The following is a 19,960-nucleotide window of genomic DNA, read 5'->3' on the forward strand; positions in this document are numbered from 1 at the left end:
TGCAAAAAAAAACATTTTACACAAAAATACAAAGGAAGGAAAGTAGAAACTTTACTTAACCCTAAATATGTTGAAAATCAGCTAATTCCTGACACGCCAGGCTAGAGGAAAAGAATGGGTCATTTAAACAACCAAATGGGAAAAATGGGAAAAGTTATCACAGCCAACTTCAAGCCCTCAACGGTTTCTCAGCTTAAAGAAGCTCTTGCACAAGAGTTCTTATCCTTTGTCCTTATTACCTGTTCTGAAGATGATGGAAAGTTTAACATCGAAATGGATGTTAAAGGAGATCCTGACTTGGTAGGTTGTATGGTCGATGGAGCCAAAAACCGTTTAGATTAATCCTCATCTCTTGTACCCTAGTTTAAAGGGCTTTGTACAAGTGAGGCTTTACCAGATTTCCTTTTTTATTCACCCATAGCGCTTTGGCCATGGGATTCATCTTTCAAGAAAATCTGACTTTGTCTCGCTCGCCTCTCACCTTCCAAAAACTGCCGTGTACAAAGCCTAAAGGGTACAAATATGGTTGAAGATTATGATGCTTGGTTTGAGAAAAACCGTGCGCTCCTTTTAGAAGACTTTTTCACATTTTTACGTTTTCCCAGTATTAGCACCGATCCTGCATATACAAACGATCTCTTGGCTTGTAAGGATTGGCTTGTTGCTTATATGGAAAAAAGTGGGCTCAACACTGAAGTGTGGGAGACCAGTGGTCACCCCACTATCTTTGCTTCCCATCTTGAGGCGGGCGATGCAGCCCCCACCCTCCTTTTTTATGGCCACTATGATGTGCAACCTTCCGCCCCTCTTGAAAAATGGGAGAGCCCCCCATTTGAACCAGAGGTGAGGGGTCATAAGGTCTATGCTCGAGGAGCAATCGACAACAAGGGGCAGGCATTTTATACCCTTCTTGCCATCCGCGCCTTTTTAGAACGGACCAAAAATGCCCCCGTCAACATTAAAGTCTTGATCGAAGGGGAAGAAGAGATTGGAAGCTCCGGGTTAGAAGCGATTGCTGAAGAAAAAAAAGAGGCGCTTAAAGCCGACCACATCTACATTGTTGACCTCGATATGTATGCAGAGGGGATTCCCGGTGTCACCTTAGGGGTGCGTGGTGTCGCCTCTTTAAATGTGACTGTCCACAATAGCAACGCCGATCTTCACTCGGGAACCTTTGGGGGGATTGCCTTAAATCCGGCCCGCGCTCTTGCCACCACTTTAAGCAAACTTTGGGATGAGAAGGGAAAAGTGACCGTTCCCCACTTTTACGATGGGGTAAAAGAGGGAGGTTTAGAGGGACTTGATGAGGAGATCGACCTTAAAAAAGAGAGCGCTCCCTTTGAGATTAAAGTGTTCCAAGGAGAAGGGGACTATTCCCTTGTCGCGTCAAACTGGGTCCGCCCCACCCTTGAGATCAATGGGCTAGAAAGTGGTTATACCGGTGAAGGGTATAAAACGATCATTCCCGCAGAGGCGATGGTCAAACTTTCTTGCCGCCTTGTTCCCGGGCAAGATCCCGAGAAAATTATCGAGGCATTAGCCACCTTTTTGAAAAGTAATCTCCCTGCAGGTATAGGGATGAGTTTTGAGAAAGGACATGGAACCCCTGCGATGATCACAGCGCCCGATTCAGCCACCGTTAAAGGGGCGATAGCCGCTTACGAACGGATTTTTAGTGCAAAGTGTCGCCGTCAGCTTTGTGGGGGGACAATTCCGATCGCCCCAAAACTTGCCGAGATCTGTGGGGGAGAGATTGTCCTCATCGGAATGGGGATCCCTTCTGATAGCATTCATGCTCCGAATGAAAACTTTGGGCTCGACCGTTTTAAACAAGGCTTTTTGTCGATCACCCAACTCCTCGAAATCTTTGCCGAGGGAGGCCCCGATGCATGATATGATAAAAAAGTGGGCGAATTTTTCTGATTCCGAGACCAAACCTCTTTTCTGGATGCTTTTAGGGCCCCTTCTCATCATCCTGACGATGACCCTGAGCACCAGCCCTTTTCTTCCAGCTGTCACCACCCTAGGAGTGATCCTTTCTTGGCACTATCGCCTTAAAGGGTTTGCCCTCACCCTGATGGTCTTTACCCTGTTTCTCTCTTTCCGCTTTTCCCGCTATGAAGTGTCCTTTTGGGAACTGGGCTGGGGCCTTTCCCTTGCTCTGGGGCTGACCATCTCTTTCCTCTCGATGGAAGAGCTTAGAAGCTACTATGCCAAACAACGAAGAGCCAAAGAAAAAGCAGTTGCCGATCTCCAACTTTCCCTCCAAGGCTTCGAAGAAAAAACAGCGATTGAAAGTCGAGTTCAAGAAAAGGAGATCGAAACCCTCAAAGAAGAGCTCCACTCTTCCCGCTCCGAAGTCGAAGCTCTTCTCAACCTAGTTGAAGTGAGCCAAATCGAATCAGACAAAACCCATAAGCAGAGTGATGGGCTCATTAAAGAATCGCTCGAGATGCACCGCGAAATCGAAATCCTCAAAGACAAGCTCGACGGACAAAAAGAGCGGCTGGCATTCTTAGAAAAAGAGCATGCTACCTTTGCCGAGCTCTCTAAAGAAAGGCTTAAAACGCTCAATACCTACCGGGTTGAGCTCCACCAAGCCCGCGCTCTCAACGAAACCTACCAAAAGCAGCTCCAAAAAGCGCGCGAGTACTTCCGCTCCCAAAAGAAGGTGGCTCCTCCCCAAACCTCGAATCAAAAGGGAGTTCTCGAGGCCCTTGAAAAGGACAAAGGGAGGATCAAGGAGAGCTACGACCAGATCTTAGAAAGCTACCAAACGCTCAGAACCTCCCTTGAGGAGAAGAAGGCCACCCTTGCCAAGGCCCCCGATGAGGCCCTTGCCTTCGAGGTCGAGAAGCTCACCCTAGGGGTCAAAGAGCGAAAGAAGATCTTCGAAAAGACCAAATCGGAGCTCGTTTCCCTCGAGCGGGAGATCTTTGTCATCAAGAAGGGGCTCCAGGAAGAGGGCGCGCTAGGTTAGTCGTCTTATTATTAATGGCTTGCACTTTTATCTTTACATATGATATCAATTGTGATATCATATGTGTATGGGCAAAGTAGAGAAGCTAATACAAAAGGTTCTTCAAAATCGGTCTATTTCTTATAGTGATGCAGAGCGGCTTTTGAAGAACTTGGGTTTTGAGGTGATATCTTGTGGTTCGCACCACGTTTTTAGAAAGAAAGGATATTCGAAAAATATTTCTATTAAAAAAAGACCTCAGCTGCTTCCCTATCAAATTAGAGATGTCAAGGAGGTATTGAGGGATCATGGCTACTAAGAAAAAAAATCTCAGCTACTATCTTAACTTAAAGTGGAGTTATACAGTAGAGCAGGAAACTTATAACCGAAAGATGTACTACGTCATACGTGTGAATGAGCTTCCTGGTGTCTGCACCGATGCAGAAACCATTGAAGAAGGGATAGAGGAAATTAAAGAAGCCATTAAAGCTGCAATCAAGCTCTATCTAAAGCAGGGAGATCCCATTCCAGAGCCAATTGACAAAAAGAAATTCAAAGGGAATATCTCTTATAGAACCACTGCTGAGAGACATTATTTATTAAGCAAAATTGCCCTTCAAGAAAATAAATCGCTCAGCAAAACCTTGGACTCTCTTCTTGATCGAGGGATTGAAGAGTTCGGATTGGCTAGGGCAGAGTCAGAATCTCGTACCCGTCATCGGTGATGAGGACGGTATGTTCCCACTGGGCGCTTGCCTTCCCGTCGTCGGTGCGGGCGGTCCAGTGGTCGTTGGGATCGATGGTTCCTGAGCGGACGCCGGCGTTGATCATCGGCTCGATCGTAAAGGTCATTCCAGCGGCGAGGGGAATATCGAGGTTGTTATAGCAGTGGGGGATCTGAGGCGCCTCATGAAACTCGATTCCTACCCCATGGGCAACGAACTGATTGACCACCGAGCACCCTTCTGAAGTCGCGTAGTCCTCAATCGTTTTTCCAATCTCAGAAAGGGGAAGACCAGGCTTTAAGATCTTGATCGAGCGCATGAGACACTCGTACGAGACATCGACTACCTTTTGCTTTTCCTCGGAGATGGGGCCGATCGAGACCATCGCGCTACAGTCGCCGTAGTACCCCCCTAAAATAGCAGTGGTGTCGATGTTCATGATGTCCCCTTCTTTTAGAGGTTCATCGTTGGGAATCCCATGGCAGATCACTTCGTTAAGGGAGGTGCAGATCGCCTTAGGAAAGGGGGGATGACCATAGCCGAGAGGAGCAGGAGTAGCTCCCGCTTCTTTATGAAGTTGGACCGCATAGTCATCGAGCTCTTGAGTGGTGACCCCCTCTTTAGCCATCGCGCAAACCTTTTTGAGGATGTTAGCAGAAAGCTTGCAGGCTCGCCGGATCCCTTCGATTTGCTCAGGGGTTTTTAGGATGATCTGATAGTTTTTATAGTAATCATTTTTGACCGTTTCAAAGGTCTCGGGAGCGTGGAAAGGGTGGTGACACTTCTTCCATTTCTTACCACTTCCACACCAGCAGGGATCATTTCTTGCAATCATGGAGCGAATTATAGGAGAATAGGGTTGTTTTGTCTAGGGATAAAAAACTTTCTTAAGGGTCAGCCCATGGGCGGGTGCTGCAGGTCCTGCAAGGGTGCGGTCTTTTTTTTCGATGAGAAGGCGGGCCTCTTCTAACGAAAGCTTTCCCTGGCCAATATAGACGAGGGTTCCAACAATGTTCCGAACCATTTTATAAAGAAAATTCGTTCCTCTTACCGCAATCTGCAAAAGGGGGCATTCCTCTTTTATCTCAAGGGAGGTTAAGGTGCGGATGGTCTTTTTTGGCTTAGGGTCGCAGGCATTGGCAAAGGTGGCAAAATCGTGGGTGCCGATAAAGAGGGGAGCGGCTTCTTTCATCCGCGCAATATCGAGAGGGGTGTGGATATGCCACGCGATGTGGCGGTGGAAGGGGGATGCGACACCACCAAGCGAAAGGTGGTAGTGATACTCCTTGCCCACATTATCGAGGGTGGGATGGAAGGTATCGTCCACCTCTTCAAGACTTGTCACCCGGATCGTTTTTGGAAGGAGCTGATTGAGGCTAATTTTTAGACGGCTGAGCTCTTTTTTCTTCTCGGTCCGGTAATTGACCACTTGCCCCTCGGCATGGACCCCTGCGTCGGTCCGAGAAGCTGCTTGCAAGGTCATGGGCTCTTGGTAAATCTTTTCGAGGACCTCGCGAAGGGTTCCTTCGATCGAGGGGCCATCACTCGACTCCTGCCAGCCGAAAAAGTCGGTCCCATCATAGGCAATGACTAATTTAATGTTCATGTGGAACAGGATAGCACAAACTGGGCAATTCCTTCGAGAAACATTTGAACGGCCATGAGGGTTAGAAGGAGACCCATGAGTCGCTCACAGGCAGAGATGGCTTTGACGCCAAGGACTTTTTTGAGGAAAGGGGCGCCGATGAGAACAATCAGGGTGAGGAGCCAAGCCAGGCAGATCGCTCCAACGACAAGGGACATCGGCTCTTGGTGAGAATAGATCATCACCGCAGCCAAGCTAGAAGGACCTGCAATCAGAGGGATCGCCAGGGGGACGATAAAGGGTTCCCCTTGGATAGACCCTTCTGCAAAGGAACTTTCTCCCTTGGGAAAAATCATCTTTAGAGCAATGATAAAGAGGACAACCCCCCCTGCAATCATAATAGTCTCTTGCCCAATTTTTAAGATATCGAGGAGGTATTCTCCCAAAAAGGCAAAGAGGATAATTGTGACAAGGGCGATCAGGAGTTCCCGTATGATAATAAAGATCTGCCGTTTTGTAGGGACCTCTTTTAAAACGGCCATATAGATGGGGATGTTTCCCACCGAGTCCATCAAAATAAAAAGGGCAAAGGTTGTTTCTAAAAGGAGATAGTAGTCCATCTCCTTACATATGCCAAACCCTCTGTTTAAAAGATAGAGAGAAGTTGCTTTTGAAATTCAGGGTTTTCTTTGCACTCTTCCTGGTAACACTCGTAAAGGGTAATCATAGCCAAGGAGGCTGTTATGGGGAAGATGAACATTCCAGGGATGACAAAAAGAGCTCCATAAGCCATCAGCTCAATCATAGGGATCAAGCAAGAAGTAGAAGCTTTAACGAGGTCAATGAGCGCTTCGTAGTTTTCATTCCAATGATTTGTTTTCATCCACGCTTCAAACGACTTGGTGACATTCCCACTTTTTAAGTAGAGTTGAGACAAGGGGACTAAAAGACCTGCTAAAGGGATCGTCCTTCCAAGGAAAGAGGCATAGGTTTTAAGAAGAAGGGTCGCTTGAGCAAAAGTTCCTAGCGATTCCTTACTCGAAGGATCGATATTCTTGAGTTTTTTAACAATTTCTTTCAGAGCTTCTACCTTGAAGAAATCGAGCTCACCTTTTGCATATTTATAAGCATTCTCAAGCACTTGCGCGTTTTTCAAAGTTTTTTTAACGTTTTTCGGAGCTCCAAGTATCGAAATGAGCGCCCCGAGCGGTTTAAAAAATCTTCTGTCAATTATCTTGGTATTTATCTTGGGAAGATTCCAACTACTTCGATCTAAACTAAAAAAAAGTCCTTCCATAATCACCTACAAACTCTTTTGTTAATTATTATAAAGTTAGATGTATTTATAATTCAATAACAACAAAAACTTTATTATTTCATTTTTATTATTAAAATAAAGTCTCTGTTCTTTTCAAAAGCAGCAGCGGTCCAATTGGCCGATCCGATAATAAGAATTTTTTGATCGATCTGGGCCCATTTATGGTGGCAGAGCTGGAGCCCTGAGCTGATCTTTACCCGTATCCCCGCTTCTTCTAAGGCTTCTAGTGCCTTTTTGCTTGCCCCATGAGAGGTGGTTCGGTCGAGAGTGAGAGAGACCTTCACCCCTCGCTCGTGGAGTTCAATAAGTTTCTTAACAAGGAGGGGGTGGGTAAAGGTAAAAAGAGCTGCGGAAACCTCCCTTTCCCCCTGGTCAAGGGCCTCTAAAAGGGCCTCCAGCCCTTTTTGGCTCGGGAGGGAGAAGTAGTGGAGGCTCCGTCCTCCGACCTCCAGAACCCTTTCCTCAACCCGTTTCTGGCTTAGGGCCTCTGCAAGCGCGGGGGCATAGAGCCCCACCATAAGGTTGTCATGCATCTTCAGGGAGGAGGTCGTGAGGTTAGCCGACCCTAGAAAAAGGGTCTTTTGATCGATGATCCAGATCTTTTCATGCATCAGTCCCCGCCCCTTGATCGGGTGAAAATGGACATTTTTCCACTCGAGTGTTTCCAGCTCAGGGGAGGCTTTTTTGTGGTAGTAGAGGTGGACGAGCATCCCTTTTTCACCCTTTTTTTTAAGAAGGGAGAGGACCGCTTGATCGGTGAGGGCATAGGTGTGGAGGGTGATCGAGTGTTTAGCCCTTTTTAGAGCTGATAGCAACGTTTTTTTGAGGTCATCGCGCTTATCTGTGGAGTAAAGGTGGAAGGGGGTCTTTTCTGTGGGTAGGGGAACCCAAGTTGCGTAAAAAACAAGGCCAGCGCAAAGGAGCGCTGGCAAGAGAGTACTCCGTTTTAGAAGGCTTTGATTCAATTTGCACTCAGATTTCTGGTTCTGGTGGCCTTGAAAAATCGAGAGCATTGTCCAAAAGACAAGGCGAGATTTTGAGAGGTCTTCAGGGCCAAAAAGATGAGCCAAATTGGATTAAAGACTTTTGACACGGGGTACTAAATGTGTTGGCCTTGAGCACGGAGCTCGCGAACAACGGCGCTTAGGCCCCGCTTGTCGATGGTTCGCATCGCGCTTGTTGAAAGCTTCAAGGTGATGAAGCGGTTTTCTTCAGAAAACCAAAATCTTTTTTTAACCAAGTTAGGGAGAAAGCGGCGCTTGACCGTTCCTGTGACGTTCAGACCGATCCCTTTCTTCTTCTTAGCGATCCCGCGGATCGAGTAACTTTTTCCTCGACGAGGCTTTTTCCCCGTCACCTGACATTTCTTAGACATCTGTTAAACCTTTATTTTTCTAGCAATCATAACACCCCAAGGAATTTCCTTCAAGAAGTTTTGTTTAAAGAAATTCTGTGGTACACTTGCCGTTGAACCTAAGGTAAAAATGGCAACACTCCCTCCAAACAGCTATATGCCGAGCGTGAGTCTCGTTATTCTTAATGGGGTTGGCTTGCTTGCGAGTAAAAAAGAAATTTCCACCCTTCAAAAGGTGGGGATGATCGCTTCTGCTGCTTTTCAGGCCTTCCGTCCCCACTTTGAGGAGAACCTAAATGAGCGTTGGGGAGAAGAAAATGTCTTCCCCTGTTGTAATGCGTTACCTTTTGTGGTGATGCTGTTTGCAGTGTGGAAAAAGGAAGCTTCTTGGGAAGAGTGGGGGCGTGCCACTGCTATTTGGGGAGCTGTTCACTGCTTGACAGGCTTTTTGGCGCGCGCTATTTACTATCAGCCTCCTTTGCATCCTCCTCCTCTTCAGACAGGAGTTAGCTTTAATAATCAGCAGGAGACTCCTCTTTGGATAAGAGATCACTCTAAAGAGATGAAGGAGCTTTCTAAAACCGAGCTACAAAAGCGGCTTAATAAGTTGAATGAAGACAAAGCCGGCAAAGCAAAGAAAGGAAGAGGTTCTTATAAAGAGAATCTTAACGCGTCAAAAAAATACCCTAATCTATTTTTAGGCTTTGTAAAGGCCTATTGTCGGTATCAAGGATCTTGGGAGTATGTCTTTAAGTATATTAAGAAAAAAACATTTGAGTCATTGGATTTGCAGCTTAATGCTTGGAACCTTCTACTTCAAGAACCTTTTTCTCAGATAGACCAACCTATAAAGATAACTATTCGGGTGTTTAACTCTAAGATTTGCTCACTAGAAGATTTGGAAAAAGAAAAAGTGTGCAGAAAGATGGTAAACTTCTTTTTTGAACATGAGTTCTGCGATCAAAACTTATTAAATAAACTGCTCGACATTTCTGATCTAGATGGGATGATTTATGCGATTTGTCATGCCATTGAGAAAAACCAAATAGCTTTTAATGTTCAAGAAGCTTCTGGAGGTATTTTTAAACGATGTTCTGAGGCGCCCAATTACAAGGACTACCTCGAGGAGGTTATTAAATCTCTTGAAACAGCTCAGCAACCCGTAGGAAAAAAACTCAGGAAGCTATGGCTAGCTCCTGAAAAGAAATAAGCTTGGCTTTTTGCTCTTGAGGGTGTATATGCATCCTTGAGGTGCAATTTTGGAAGAGCTCTACGCAGATTTGGTGGTGATTGGGTCGGGACCGGCAGGTCAAAAGGGGGCGATCCAAGCGGCAAAGTTGGGGAAATCGGTTGTGATAATCGAGAAGTATCCGACGCCGGGAGGGAGCTGTCTCCACTCGGGAACGATCCCTTCAAAATCGCTCCGTGAGGCGATTCTCAACCTCACCGACTTTCATAAGAAAAGCTACTATGCAAAGCAGGAGGTTCCTGCTTATGATATCTCCATTAATGATCTCAACTACTGCTTAAATCAGGTGACCGAAGAGCAGGTGGGGCAGTTTCAAAAGCAGTTTGAAAGAAATGAGATTAAGTGGGTGCAAGGGCTTGCTCACTTTGAAGGGCCGAACCAGATCGCTGTTTTGGATGAAAACCACCACCTCACCCATATGGTGACGGGGGAAAAGATCTTAATTGCCACGGGGTCCAAGCCGCGCAATCCGAAAAATGTTCCCTTCGATAAGGAGCGGGTGCTCGACTCGACCCGCCTTTTGTCAATCGATCAGCTTCCCAAAAAGATGATCGTTTTGGGTGGGGGGATTATTGGTTCGGAGTATGCGAGTTTTTTTGCGGCTTTGGGGACCGAGGTTATTGTCGTCGATAAAAAAGAGCAGATTCTTCCTTATCTCGATAAGGAAATTGGGATGCATCTTCAAAATGCTTTGGGGACGATTGGGCTTAAGTTTTTGGGAAATCGGGAGTTTGAAGAGATCACCCGCCATCCCGATCGAGTCGAGTTAAGGTTTAGTGATGGGATGGTTTTAAAGGGAGATGTTCTTCTGTATGCATTGGGGCGGGTGGCCAATGTCGACCATCTTCATATTGAAAATGTGGGGATCTCTGTCGATAGCAAGGGATATATCCCGGTCAATGCCCTTTTTCAGACGATCGTTCCTAACATCTATGCGGTGGGCGATGTGATTGGGGGGCCGTCGCTCGCGTCAACAAGTATGGAGCAAGGGCGCCTTGCTGCCCGCCATGCTTTTGGCGCTGAAACCCACCACTTCCCCACCTTTTATCCGATTGGAATTTACACCATCCCTGAGATCTCTTCGTGTGGTTACACCGAAGAGCAACTGAAAAAACTGGGTTTCCGCTATGAGGTGGGACGGGCCTACTATTATGAGATCTCTAAAAATACGATTGCTGGAAATGATCCAGGAATGTTCAAGATCCTTTTTCATGCTGATACGTTAGAAATTTTGGGGATCCATATCATTGGACGAGAAGCGACAGAGGTGATTCATATTGGTCAAGTGGCGATGACTTTTAACGCAAAGATTGATTATTTTATCGATCAGGTGTTTAATTACCCTACGTATGCCGAAGGATACCGGATCGCCGCTCTCAACGGCTTTAACAAGGTGAAACACAGGAAATAATCCTATGCCCATCTATGACATTTATGAACATGTCGAGAAGCAGAAGAGGGAAGGGGGACCTAAAATTGAGCTCTCGACCCATATCTCTGAAGCCACCTTGCGCGGACGACATAGACAAGAAGAGGAAAAGGGTCACCTTTTTGCAACGATTGCAGCGCGCCTTTTCTTTTTTATCCTCCTTGTCACCGATCTTTTTTGGGGCGCGTATACGATTGCCCTTTTCTTTAGCTCTTTAGCTCTAAACCTTCTCTCAGGCTTTAAAATCTATAAGCTGAAAACCTTTTTTGCCCGCCGCTACTTAAACCTAAAGCGGGCGGCTATCTGCGCCATTGCCCTTTTGGTTTCACTCTTTAGCCCGGCCCTTGGAACGATGATCGCCTGCAGCTACTTTTTGATGTACGACAAGAAGGGGATTAAAGAGGTGGTTCCTTCGGTGCTTCAAGAGCAGTTTGAAGAGTTTATGAATCCACAGTCAAAGTAATTTCATTGAGTCACTTTTTGCTTAAACTGCCACTCATTCCAAAGTTAATCTTTATTGACCTGGAGCTAGCCGTTTGACTGCAATGGCTCCTATGTCTTTCGTTGCAGTTCTTTGGAGACCTCGCCCAATCACATTCAAAGATAAGGCAGTAAATTGAGTTTCACTTGTTCCTACTGCATAAAAGTGGGAGCTTTCTGAGCCCTCTCTAGAAGTTATAGTCGCTGTAAAAACTCTTCCATTATTCACCTTAAGGGGATCTTTCAAAGCTACATTTTGTTCGGTTAAAAATCCCATAGTAAAAGAGGTTGCTGCTTCAAGCGCTGTTGGAAGGTGGTAGTTATAAGGTTTAATAATCCTCTCCATGGTATCGGGTGTTTTTTGGATCGTATTTGGAACGATTTGCTTAGTTGCAAGAAGCCAGTAACCTTTTGTGTTGGCTTTCGAAATGTTTTTTACTCTTATAAGTCTTTTGTCAAGCTGGGGAGAAAATTCGAAAAACTTATTAAAATCTCTAAATATATGACGCCCCTTATTGACGCGACGCCGTTTTACCAATTCATCGAGATAAGGAAGGCTATAGCTTTTTCCATTGACTGTTTCTGGCATGAAAATGAACCTATGTGTTTCCTCAATTTTTTTACCCTTAAAAAAGGGGCAAGGGCTTTTTAAAAGTTTATCCATGCCTACAGGGAGTGGGGGAATTTGACGTAGCTCTCCAAAGTAATGAGCCCATTCCCATATTCTACCATCGATTAGGGAGGAATTGAGTTGCTCTAAGTTAGGAGTATCGAGTTTTAATGCTTCTATTTTTCCCATAAAGCCTCCCTTTGAGTTAAAGGTAAGTGTTTTAAGCTTGGGAGCCCTTAGCTTTATTCGATTTAAAAACCAGCTGTTAAAGTAAAGGGCCTGAAGGTTGGGAAAAAAAATAGAGCTTGAATAGATGAGACCACTTTGCTCGATTTTTTTAACGCTTGGAAGATAGAGTTCCTTTAACTGGGTGCACTTCTTAGCAAGCATTTCAAGAGACTTAAATGTAACTTCAGTTCCTCTTAGATCTAAGGTAATAAGGGATTTGTATTTTTTTTCGATAACCTTTAAAAGATCTTTATCTGCAAAATACCAGGCATCATAAAAGTTCAGCTTTTGTTGGGAGGTTTCAAGCATCTTTTCGATAAGAAACTTTTGAACCAGTTCATCCTGGACTATACAGTGACTGTTAAATCCTCCTTTTACTAAATCTGCATAAATAGATTTTTTTATCTGTATAGAAGAAGAGCTAGAGGATTGGTTCGGTTTTTCTATTGATTGTTTTGTTTTTTGTCTAAACACTTCATTACACTCAGCTTCTTTATTCTTATCCCCTCTTTTTCGATAGAATCCGGCTAGATCTGTTAAAACATCAGAAGCAAGCTTTTTATTTGAAGAAAATTGGAATACTTCGAGCTCGTCTAAAACTTTGTTGAAATACTCCTCTCCTTTTTTCTTATCCTTCTGAGTAGCGTATAGTTTTGCTAAAAAAGCTAATGCCCAAATTTTATTCGAAGGTTTTTCTGTAAAGTTTTCTTTATATATTTCCAAGATTTGATGAAGATAATTCTTTGCTTCTTTCTTATTGTCTAAATAAGTAAAACACTCCCCCAAGTTCATCAATGTTTTTATTCTATAGATGTTCGGTATATCCCCGTAAAAAAGGTTTTGAAGGGTTAAAAGCTTTTTATAAAATCTAGCGGCTTTTTCGTAAGAGCCGATCTCTTTATAAGCATCGGCTAGGTATGAAAAGACATCAGCCTTTTTTGGTTCAGAAAAGATCGTCTCCTTATCCATCTTTTCGACAGTTTCATTTAAGTAGGCAATTGCCTTTTCTGGAATGCCTATTTTGCAATAGGCAAGCCCTAATTCATAAGCCCCATATGCTGAAACTGCAAATGTGTATCTAGATTCTTTTATTGCAATATACATCGAAAAAGAATCCTCGGCCTTTAATGTGTTCCCAACATCCTTATAAGCAAGACCCAAGTAAAAGAGGGTTTGAGCGATCTCATCCGCTTCAAGATTGGTTCCTGTAGGCTTATTCTTATAGGTGGATATACATAGCTCTAAGACTTCTATTGCTTTTTTTAATCTTCCCTGCTCATAATAAATCACCCCAAGCCTATGGTACACCTTGGGTGTGTGTAGCGAGAGGTCGAACTTACCTGTTTTATACAGATCCAAAGAGCGTTGATAATATTTCTCAGCCTTACCTTTTTTACCCATTTTTAGGTAAAGGTCTCCTATTCCAACCCAGATTTCATCAACACATTTTTTGATAAAAGCACCTTGCATGACAGGATTATTAGCATACCGCATATCACTTCTTAATAAAAAACTGTCCGGAAGGTTATCATAGGAAATCTTCCCTTCATCAAGCTTTTCTATCAACTCTATGGCAAGTTTTTCATGCTGCTTTGCCTGAACTAATGCTTCTTTTAGTTCTCCTTGGTTTTCCTTGATTTGTCTTAAGATCTTTGGCCCATAAAGATTGTTTGGGTTGAGGGCTGCAAACCGGGCAGCTTCAACTGCAGCATCAGCATATTTATAAGATGCTTCGGTTTCCTTAGAGTATTTTCCAATTTTTTTATCATAGAGTAGAAGAGAGGGAAAAGAGAGATCGGGATTGTTGATAAACCGAGTCATTGCCTTTTGAAAGGGGATCAATACACGGTAAGCCTCTAAAAGAGCGGTTGCTTCTTCATTGGTAATGGAATAGAGAGATTTTTCCGATCGTTTTTTTGGCTTGACATAGGATAGGATCTCTTTTTCTTCACCATAGTAAAGTTGGGTTTTAAGACGCCACCCAGTGGCTTGCTGAAGAACCTTTTGAAGGTAATGACTATTTTTTTGGGTAAAAATTCCTTTTTTTTCGAGCTTCTGAATTCCAAGGAGGGTGCTTCCTGCAGTCCTTTCCTGTTTATTGATGACAGGTTCTTCATCGACTCCGTAATAGAGCGTAAGGCCACTAACCATCATTTGAATGGGGCGATAGAAGTCTTTTTTAGCATCAAAACTCATTAGGGCAGCTCTATTTTCTTCAAGGTAAGGGCGAAATTCCCTTAGATGGTCGCGGATAAGGGTAATGGCGCGCTCTTTAGCAAGGGGTTTGAGGGTTGAAGCGGCCTTTTTTTGGTACTCTTCAAAGATCGACTTGTGCCCATACACAAAGGTTGTTGTTGCCATGCTATTTGTCAATATGATGTTCTCTACAGCAGACCTGGGGCTTTGGAAACGGGCTAAAGCATCGGGGCTCCCTATTAACTCATAAGACCCCTCCATCCCTCTAGGGGAGAGCCCTTTATCCATTGAGAAACCACTTGGGGTAAAACTATGGCCCTCAATCCACTTATCTCCAACTTTTCGCTCTCGAATAATAAGAAACTCTGTTTCTTGAAGGCTTAAGATACTTAATTCGACTAGGTGGCTTAATTTCCTAAAGTATTTTCTGTGAGGTTCGCTATCCTCTTCAATAACAAACCCAAACTCAACATCGGAATAGGGGGACATTTCATAACGTGCCATTGAACCGAGTCCAAAAACTGCAAATTTAGTCGGTGGAGGGCCAATGAACTGAACCGCTTTTGAAACAATAAGGCGAATTAAGTCTTTGAATTTTTCTGTTAGTTTACACTGAATTTCTCCAGGGGAGACTCCCCCTTTTAGATCTTCTTTAAGGTGGTTTCTGATTGATTCGAGGTAGTGCCGGTATTTAGCGGTTTCATCTTGGTAGTTTTCGGCAACTTTAGGATCTAAATAATGACTTAAATAAAGTTTTTTCGTTTTTTCTAGTTGATTGGAGAGCTTAGAAATTTCGGTTGCCTGCGTTTTTTTACATAGACATAAAGCTCCATTGAATAACTGGAGGGCATTTGTAAAATCTTTACGATCTAAGTAGATCTGACCTAGTTTTTCAAGGCAAGAAAGTTGGATAGCTAAATTTTTAGAGTCAAACCCTTTTTGAAGGTGCTGGTAGTAGTACCCCTCTTCGTCTTTGATTTTTTTTGGTGGGTTGTTTCTGATTGGGGTTGAATGAATTTCAAAATGATTTAAGAGAGGATCTTGGAGACGTGTCCATACGATTTTTTTCTCTTTAATCGTCGGTATATAGTTTTGACTCACTAGTTCTAAAACCAATTTTCCATCAAGGATAGAGTCAGTCGGTGATTGAACAGGGTAGGTTTCAACTTCTTTTGAATTTGCTCGGTAATCCCCAACAACCCCTTTATTCAAGGCTGTTCTAAAAATGATTTCATAGTCTTTTTGCTTAAAATGGTAGATAATATCGCTAGATGATGCCATATCTCCTCAGATTTACTGTGTTAAAAAAATCAATTTTTTTTTCGTGGTGTTTGATCTCTTGTTTCAGGGGGGATATGTGTGTCATGAGGTTCATGGTCGATCTTCTTATACATTAAAGTTTTTTCAACAAACTGAAGCTCGATCGTATCACCCGCTTCGACTTCTCCTTTGAGAATCGCGCTAGAGAGCATATTGACCACCGTTTGTTGGACAAGTCTTTTCAAGGGGCGCGCTCCAAAAATGGGATCATATCCCTCTTTTGCCAGGTGGGCCAGAACATCGGCTGTCCAGCTTAAGGTAATCTCCCGTTCTTCAAGCCGTTTTTCGACCTGTTGGAGCTGGATCAGGACGATCTTTTCCATGTCTTTTTCCTGCAAGGGGAGGAAGGGGAGGATTTCATCCAGGCGGTTGATAAACTCGGGGCGGAAGTGCCCTTTAATGACGGGGTCAACGATCGAAAGGACCGTCTCTTTAGTCAGCGCTCCTTTGTGGTGGAGAAGCTGTTCGCTTCCGAGGTTTGAGGTCATGATAAAGAGGGCATTTTTGCAGTTAACGGTTCTCCCTTTGCTGTCGGTGATCCGTCCATCATCGAAGATTTGGAGGAGGATGTTAAAGACATCGCTGTGGGCTTTTTCGACCTCATCGAAAAGGACGACGGAGTAGGGGCGGCGGCGGATCGCTTCGGTGAGCTGCCCTCCTTCCTCGAAGCCGACATAGCCGGGAGGGGAGCCGATCAGCTTGGCGACGCTATGCTTTTCCATGTACTCCGACATGTCGAGGCGGATGATCGCCTCTTCTTGGTTAAAGAGTTGCTCGGCAAGGGCTTTGGCAAGCTCGGTTTTTCCCACTCCTGTGGGGCCCACAAAGAGAAAAGCTCCCATGGGGCGATTGGGATCGCTAAGGCCAGCGCGGGAACGGCGGATCGCTTCAGACACCGCATCGATCGCGATGTCTTGTCCGATGACTCGCCCGTGGAGGGTCTCTTCCAGACATAGGAGGCGCTCGGCTTCTCCCTCAAGCATCTTAGTTACCGGAATCCCAGTCCACTTCCCGACGATTTGGGCGATGAGCTCTTCATCGACCTCTTCTTGGAGGAGGCGGTTTGCTTGGGATTTAAGGGCGCTTTCTTCATCCTCGATCTCTTTTTCAAGGTCGGGGATGGCGCTATAGCGGATCTCTGCCACTTTGTTGAAGTCGGCATTTCTTTCTGCTTCCTCTTCTTGAAAGCGGAGCTGCTCGAGCTTTCCCTTCTTTTTATTGACATTTTCGAGAACCTTTTTCTCTTGGTTCCACCGCTCTTTTAAGGCGGCAAGCTCTTCTTGCACCTCAGCGATTTGCCCATCGAGTTCCTTGGTGTCGCTCCCTTTTTCCCGTTTAAGGGCCTCTTTTTTGACGATGAGAGAGCTTAGCTCCCGCTCTTTGATATCGATCGGGAGAGGGCGACTTCCAATCTGCATCCGGATCATCGAGGCCGCTTCATCGATCAAATCGATCGCCTTATCGGGAAGAAAGCGGTCACTGATATAGCGGTGAGAGAGGGTGACAGCGGCATGGAGAGCATCTTCTTTAATGCGGACGCCGTGGTAGTTTTCATATTTTTCTTTCAGTCCCCGCAAAATGGTGATTGCATCTTCGCAGGAGGGTTCGTCAACCAGGACCGGTTGAAAGCGGCGCTCAAGGGCCGCATCTTTTTCGATATACTTTTTGTATTCGGCAAGGGTGGTTGCTCCAATACAGTGGAGGGTTCCCCGGGCAAGGGCAGGTTTTAAGAGGTTGGCAGCGTCCATGGCGCCATCGGTGGCCCCTGCACCGACAAGGGTGTGGACCTCGTCGATAAAGAGGAGGAGGTTTCCCTCACTTTGTTCGACCTCCTTAAGAATCGCTTTGAGCCTTTCTTCGAATTCTCCTCGAAACTTGGTTCCTGCAATCAAACTTCCCATGTCGAGGGAGAAAAGCTCTTTGCCTTTCAAAGAATCGGGGATATCTTCCTGGATAATCCGTTGGGCAAGCCCTTCTGCAATCGCTGTTTTTCCGACCCCAGGCTCTCCGATGAGGAGGGGATTGTTTTTGGTGCGCCGAGAAAGGACCTGAATGGTGCGGCGGATCTCTTCATCCCGGCCAATGACCGGATCGAGTTTCCCTTCTTTTGCTAGGTGAGTGAGGTTTTTGCAATATTTTTCCAGTGATTGAACACTTTCTTCGCTGCTAGGTGAATCCATGGTTTGTCCTCCCCGAAATTCTTTGATTTTTGTTTCGATATTTTTTGGATCGATCCCCTTCCACCCTTCTGCAAAGAGGGCAAAGAAGTGGTCGCTACTGATGTAGCTATCGTTCCACTTTTCCATGAGTCCATGGGCTTTTCGTATCAGCCCATAGAGGGTTTGGCTAAAGGCGGGCTGCTGCGCGTTTTCTGCATAAGTGGCTAAGGTGGTAAGCTTTTGCGTGGTCTCTTTTTCAAGAGGGGTGCGGTCAACCCCAAAGGTTTTGAGTAGAGTGCAGAAGTAGCCGTTAGGCTTCTGGAGAAACGCCCATAAGAGGTGGTGCTCGGCCACCTCGGTATGCTTCCATTTTTTCGCCTCTTCTACCGCGCTATTCAGCGCTTTTGTCACCGATTCAGTAAATTGAAAATCCATACAAAACTATTTTAGAATGGACAAGTGATTTTGTCAATGCATCACATCTAACTGAGGGGACTGGATTGGAGCGATGGGGCGGACAAGGATCGATGACCCTGTTTGCAAGCTGGTGATCCGATAGGGAAAAGCAGCTGTCCCGTTTTTTTCGACCTTCAGCGGAGAGGGGAAGATCCAGGTTTGTGAAGTAGGGAGATCTTGGGGAGCGACTTCCCAGGTCGAGCCATCGCTTAAGATGAGAACCTTTCCATTATGGAGGTTTTCATCTACGGTGAGGGACTCCGCGTCTTCCTTATTTTTCTGCCCTCGAACTACAGCAAGGGGCTGTTGAGAAAGGCGCTTTCCCCAGATTTTGCGATGATTTTCGAGAGAAAATCGAAAGTTTGTAAATCGACATATGCCTAAGTATAGGAGATTTGCAAACTTTTGGTTTTTTCCGGAAAGCGCGCGAAAGGTGGGGGAATGGGCTTTTTCAACAGCCCCGTAAAGGGGAGCAATGAGTAAAAATAGCCAAATGAGTCGGTTCATAATTTTTTCTATACCTAAACAAGCTCAAGAATTGCAACATTGAAAAAATTCCCTCATTTGACATTAGTAGCACTCCGGGGTAGGCTTGGGGATAAACTTTATAAAAAGGACCCATAGATGCACCGTTTCCCCATCATTACGACCCTTTTAGTGGTGATCAATGCTTTAGTGTATGGGCTGATGGCTTTCAATGGAGCTTGGGATCCCTCTCCAGACCAGGTGATCAACTGGGGTGGGTCCCTTGCAGATCTGACCCTTAGAGGAGAGTGGTGGCGGGTCTTCACTTCGATGTTTGTCCATATTGGACCGATCCATTTCCTCATGAACATGTACGCCTTAATCTATTTAGGGCGACAACTAGAGCCCTTTTTGGGAAGGGGGCGGTTTCTCACGGGGTACCTCTCTTCAGGGGTTTTATCAGCACTAGTGAGTTTAGCTTTCCATCTCCACTCGAACCTTGTTTCGGCAGGAGCTTCAGGGGCTATTTTCGGACTGTTTGGCATTTTTATTGCCCTTTTAACGACAAAGCTCATCCCTGATGAGGTTCGGGATACCATCTTAAAGAGGATTCTTATCGTTGTTGTCTATAACGTGATCTATGGGTTCAGCAGTACAGGGATCGATAATGCAGCGCACATTGGAGGGCTCCTTTTTGGAGTGATGATCGGATATAGCTTCTATCCTTCTATCCGCCACCACGTCGAAAGAAAAACGGTGAGCCTCTGTACCCATGTCGTGATTTATGGGATGACCGCTTTTGCGGCGTTGACTTTTTTCTCTTTTTACAAAGATTCAGACGCCATCCGTTTTGGAAAGGTGCAAGAGGCGGTCATTGCCACTTATGAAGCGATCGATCGCCTGACAGATGAATATTCCAAAAATGGCTCAATGAGTGAGCAGGTTGCTTTTTTGAATCACACCGTTGCGGGGCACTGGAAAAAAATCGCCTCTCTAGGAGAGCAAGCAAAGACCCTTGCCCTTCATGGGCATAAGGCTAAGCTCCGTGACTATCTTGCTGAGCATGCCCACCTGTGCTCGACCCGCTTTCAGCTTGTTTTAAAAGCGATTAATGAAAACACAGACCGTTATGATGTTGAAATCGCTGCCCTTGATGATGATATTGAGTTCTTAAACAAGGGATTCAATCCTAGTGAGTAGTGCTTCGCTGATTTGATCAAAGTAGCCTTTGCAAATCACTTCATCTCTTCCCATTAAAAATGGTAGCCCTCAGTTTTCAGGATTTGGGTGTGTAGTAAATCAGTTGGGAAGCATTAGGCAGCCAATTTTGACATTTCACTTTCCATAAAAGATCCATACAGCCTCTCTCTTTCCTTAGATATATGGTATCGCCAATAATCATTGGCCATCCCATTAATCTGAATAGA

18 protein-coding genes are annotated in these 19,960 nt (G+C 45.0%); 9 read left to right on the forward strand and 9 right to left on the reverse strand.

Annotated features, from left to right (window positions below):
* Positions 1-114 precede the first annotated feature (114 nt).
* The 5 genes from NEPTK9_RS06520 (at position 115) to NEPTK9_RS06540 (ending at position 3,684) form a co-directional block, all read left to right on the forward strand.
* Positions 115-342 carry a hypothetical protein gene (locus NEPTK9_RS06520; RefSeq protein WP_194848029.1) on the forward strand — a complete coding sequence of 76 codons (228 nt, stop codon included), beginning with the start codon at positions 115-117 and terminating at the stop codon, positions 340-342.
* A 180-nt stretch (positions 343-522) separates the two neighbouring features.
* The gene (locus tag NEPTK9_RS06525) at positions 523-1,893 is read left to right on the forward strand and encodes a M20/M25/M40 family metallo-hydrolase (RefSeq protein ID WP_194848030.1); all 1,371 of its coding nucleotides are present in this window, start codon (positions 523-525) and stop codon (positions 1,891-1,893) included.
* A complete protein-coding gene (locus NEPTK9_RS06530) occupies positions 1,886-2,980 on the forward strand; it encodes a coiled-coil domain-containing protein (protein WP_194848031.1) in 1,095 nt (364 codons plus the stop codon). The genes NEPTK9_RS06525 and NEPTK9_RS06530 overlap by 8 nt, the downstream gene beginning before the upstream one ends.
* Positions 2,981-3,047: 67 nt before the next feature.
* Positions 3,048-3,278 carry a type II toxin-antitoxin system HicA family toxin gene (locus NEPTK9_RS10025; RefSeq protein ID WP_194848032.1) on the forward strand — a complete coding sequence of 77 codons (231 nt, stop codon included), beginning with the start codon at positions 3,048-3,050 and terminating at the stop codon, positions 3,276-3,278.
* Complete coding sequence (locus NEPTK9_RS06540) at positions 3,268-3,684, forward strand: type II toxin-antitoxin system HicB family antitoxin (RefSeq protein ID WP_194848033.1); 417 nt, start codon at positions 3,268-3,270, stop codon at positions 3,682-3,684. The genes NEPTK9_RS10025 and NEPTK9_RS06540 overlap by 11 nt, the downstream gene beginning before the upstream one ends.
* Here the strand turns inward: NEPTK9_RS06540 and NEPTK9_RS06545 are convergent.
* The 6 genes from NEPTK9_RS06545 to rpmB form a co-directional block, all read right to left on the reverse strand.
* A complete protein-coding gene (locus NEPTK9_RS06545; protein ID WP_420887670.1) occupies positions 3,647-4,516 on the reverse strand; it encodes a methionyl aminopeptidase in 870 nt (289 codons plus the stop codon). The two genes, NEPTK9_RS06540 and NEPTK9_RS06545, sit on opposite strands and share 38 nt — an antisense overlap.
* A 36-nt stretch (positions 4,517-4,552) precedes the next feature.
* Positions 4,553-5,290, reverse strand: a complete 738-nt coding sequence (gene truA, locus NEPTK9_RS06550; protein WP_194848035.1) for a tRNA pseudouridine(38-40) synthase TruA — start codon at positions 5,288-5,290, stop codon at positions 4,553-4,555.
* Complete coding sequence (locus tag NEPTK9_RS06555) at positions 5,287-5,889, reverse strand: MarC family protein (RefSeq protein WP_194848036.1); 603 nt, start codon at positions 5,887-5,889, stop codon at positions 5,287-5,289. The genes truA and NEPTK9_RS06555 overlap by 4 nt, the downstream gene beginning before the upstream one ends.
* Before the next feature lie 26 nt (positions 5,890-5,915).
* A complete protein-coding gene (locus tag NEPTK9_RS06560; protein ID WP_228547065.1) occupies positions 5,916-6,410 on the reverse strand; it encodes a hypothetical protein in 495 nt (164 codons plus the stop codon).
* A 230-nt stretch (positions 6,411-6,640) separates the two neighbouring features.
* Positions 6,641-7,519 carry a phospholipase D-like domain-containing protein gene (locus NEPTK9_RS06565; protein ID WP_194848038.1) on the reverse strand — a complete coding sequence of 293 codons (879 nt, stop codon included), beginning with the start codon at positions 7,517-7,519 and terminating at the stop codon, positions 6,641-6,643.
* Positions 7,520-7,686: 167 nt separating this feature from the next.
* Positions 7,687-7,962: a 50S ribosomal protein L28 gene (gene rpmB, locus NEPTK9_RS06570; RefSeq protein ID WP_194848039.1), complete on the reverse strand. Its 276-nt coding sequence runs from the start codon at positions 7,960-7,962 to the stop codon at positions 7,687-7,689.
* 109 nt (positions 7,963-8,071) lie between these two features.
* Between rpmB and NEPTK9_RS06575 the strand changes: the two genes are divergently transcribed.
* The 3 genes from NEPTK9_RS06575 to NEPTK9_RS06585 are packed head-to-tail and all read left to right on the forward strand — an operon-like array spanning position 8,072 to position 11,082.
* Positions 8,072-9,151 (forward strand): hypothetical protein, encoded by a 1,080-nt coding sequence (locus tag NEPTK9_RS06575; RefSeq protein WP_194848040.1) that lies wholly within the window; start codon positions 8,072-8,074, stop codon positions 9,149-9,151.
* 49 nt (positions 9,152-9,200) lie between these two features.
* The gene (gene sthA, locus NEPTK9_RS06580; protein WP_194848041.1) at positions 9,201-10,601 is read left to right on the forward strand and encodes a Si-specific NAD(P)(+) transhydrogenase; all 1,401 of its coding nucleotides are present in this window, start codon (positions 9,201-9,203) and stop codon (positions 10,599-10,601) included.
* Between the two features lie 4 nt (positions 10,602-10,605).
* The gene (locus tag NEPTK9_RS06585) at positions 10,606-11,082 is read left to right on the forward strand and encodes a hypothetical protein (protein ID WP_194848042.1); all 477 of its coding nucleotides are present in this window, start codon (positions 10,606-10,608) and stop codon (positions 11,080-11,082) included.
* 51 nt (positions 11,083-11,133) lie between these two features.
* Here NEPTK9_RS06585 and NEPTK9_RS06590 read toward each other — a convergent pair whose 3' ends face one another.
* From NEPTK9_RS06590 to NEPTK9_RS06600, 3 genes are read right to left on the reverse strand one after another with little or no spacing between them, the layout of a single operon-like run.
* The gene (locus NEPTK9_RS06590) at positions 11,134-15,414 is read right to left on the reverse strand and encodes a tetratricopeptide repeat protein (RefSeq protein WP_194848043.1); all 4,281 of its coding nucleotides are present in this window, start codon (positions 15,412-15,414) and stop codon (positions 11,134-11,136) included.
* A gap of 29 nt (positions 15,415-15,443) precedes the next feature.
* On the reverse strand, positions 15,444-18,047 hold the full coding sequence (locus NEPTK9_RS06595; protein WP_194848044.1) for an ATP-dependent Clp protease ATP-binding subunit: 2,604 nt from the start codon (positions 18,045-18,047) through the stop codon (positions 15,444-15,446).
* Positions 18,048-18,080: 33 nt separating this feature from the next.
* Entirely contained in the window at positions 18,081-18,575 is a 495-nt protein-coding gene (locus NEPTK9_RS06600) for a hypothetical protein (RefSeq protein WP_194848045.1), read from the reverse strand.
* A 117-nt stretch (positions 18,576-18,692) separates the two neighbouring features.
* Between NEPTK9_RS06600 and NEPTK9_RS06605 the strand changes: the two genes are divergently transcribed.
* Positions 18,693-19,733 (forward strand): rhomboid family intramembrane serine protease, encoded by a 1,041-nt coding sequence (locus NEPTK9_RS06605; protein ID WP_194848046.1) that lies wholly within the window; start codon positions 18,693-18,695, stop codon positions 19,731-19,733.
* The last annotated feature ends 227 nt before the right edge of the window (positions 19,734-19,960 follow it).

The organism is Candidatus Neptunochlamydia vexilliferae, assembly GCF_015356785.1.
GTDB classification, from domain to species: domain Bacteria; phylum Chlamydiota; class Chlamydiia; order Chlamydiales; family Simkaniaceae; genus Neptunichlamydia; species Neptunichlamydia vexilliferae.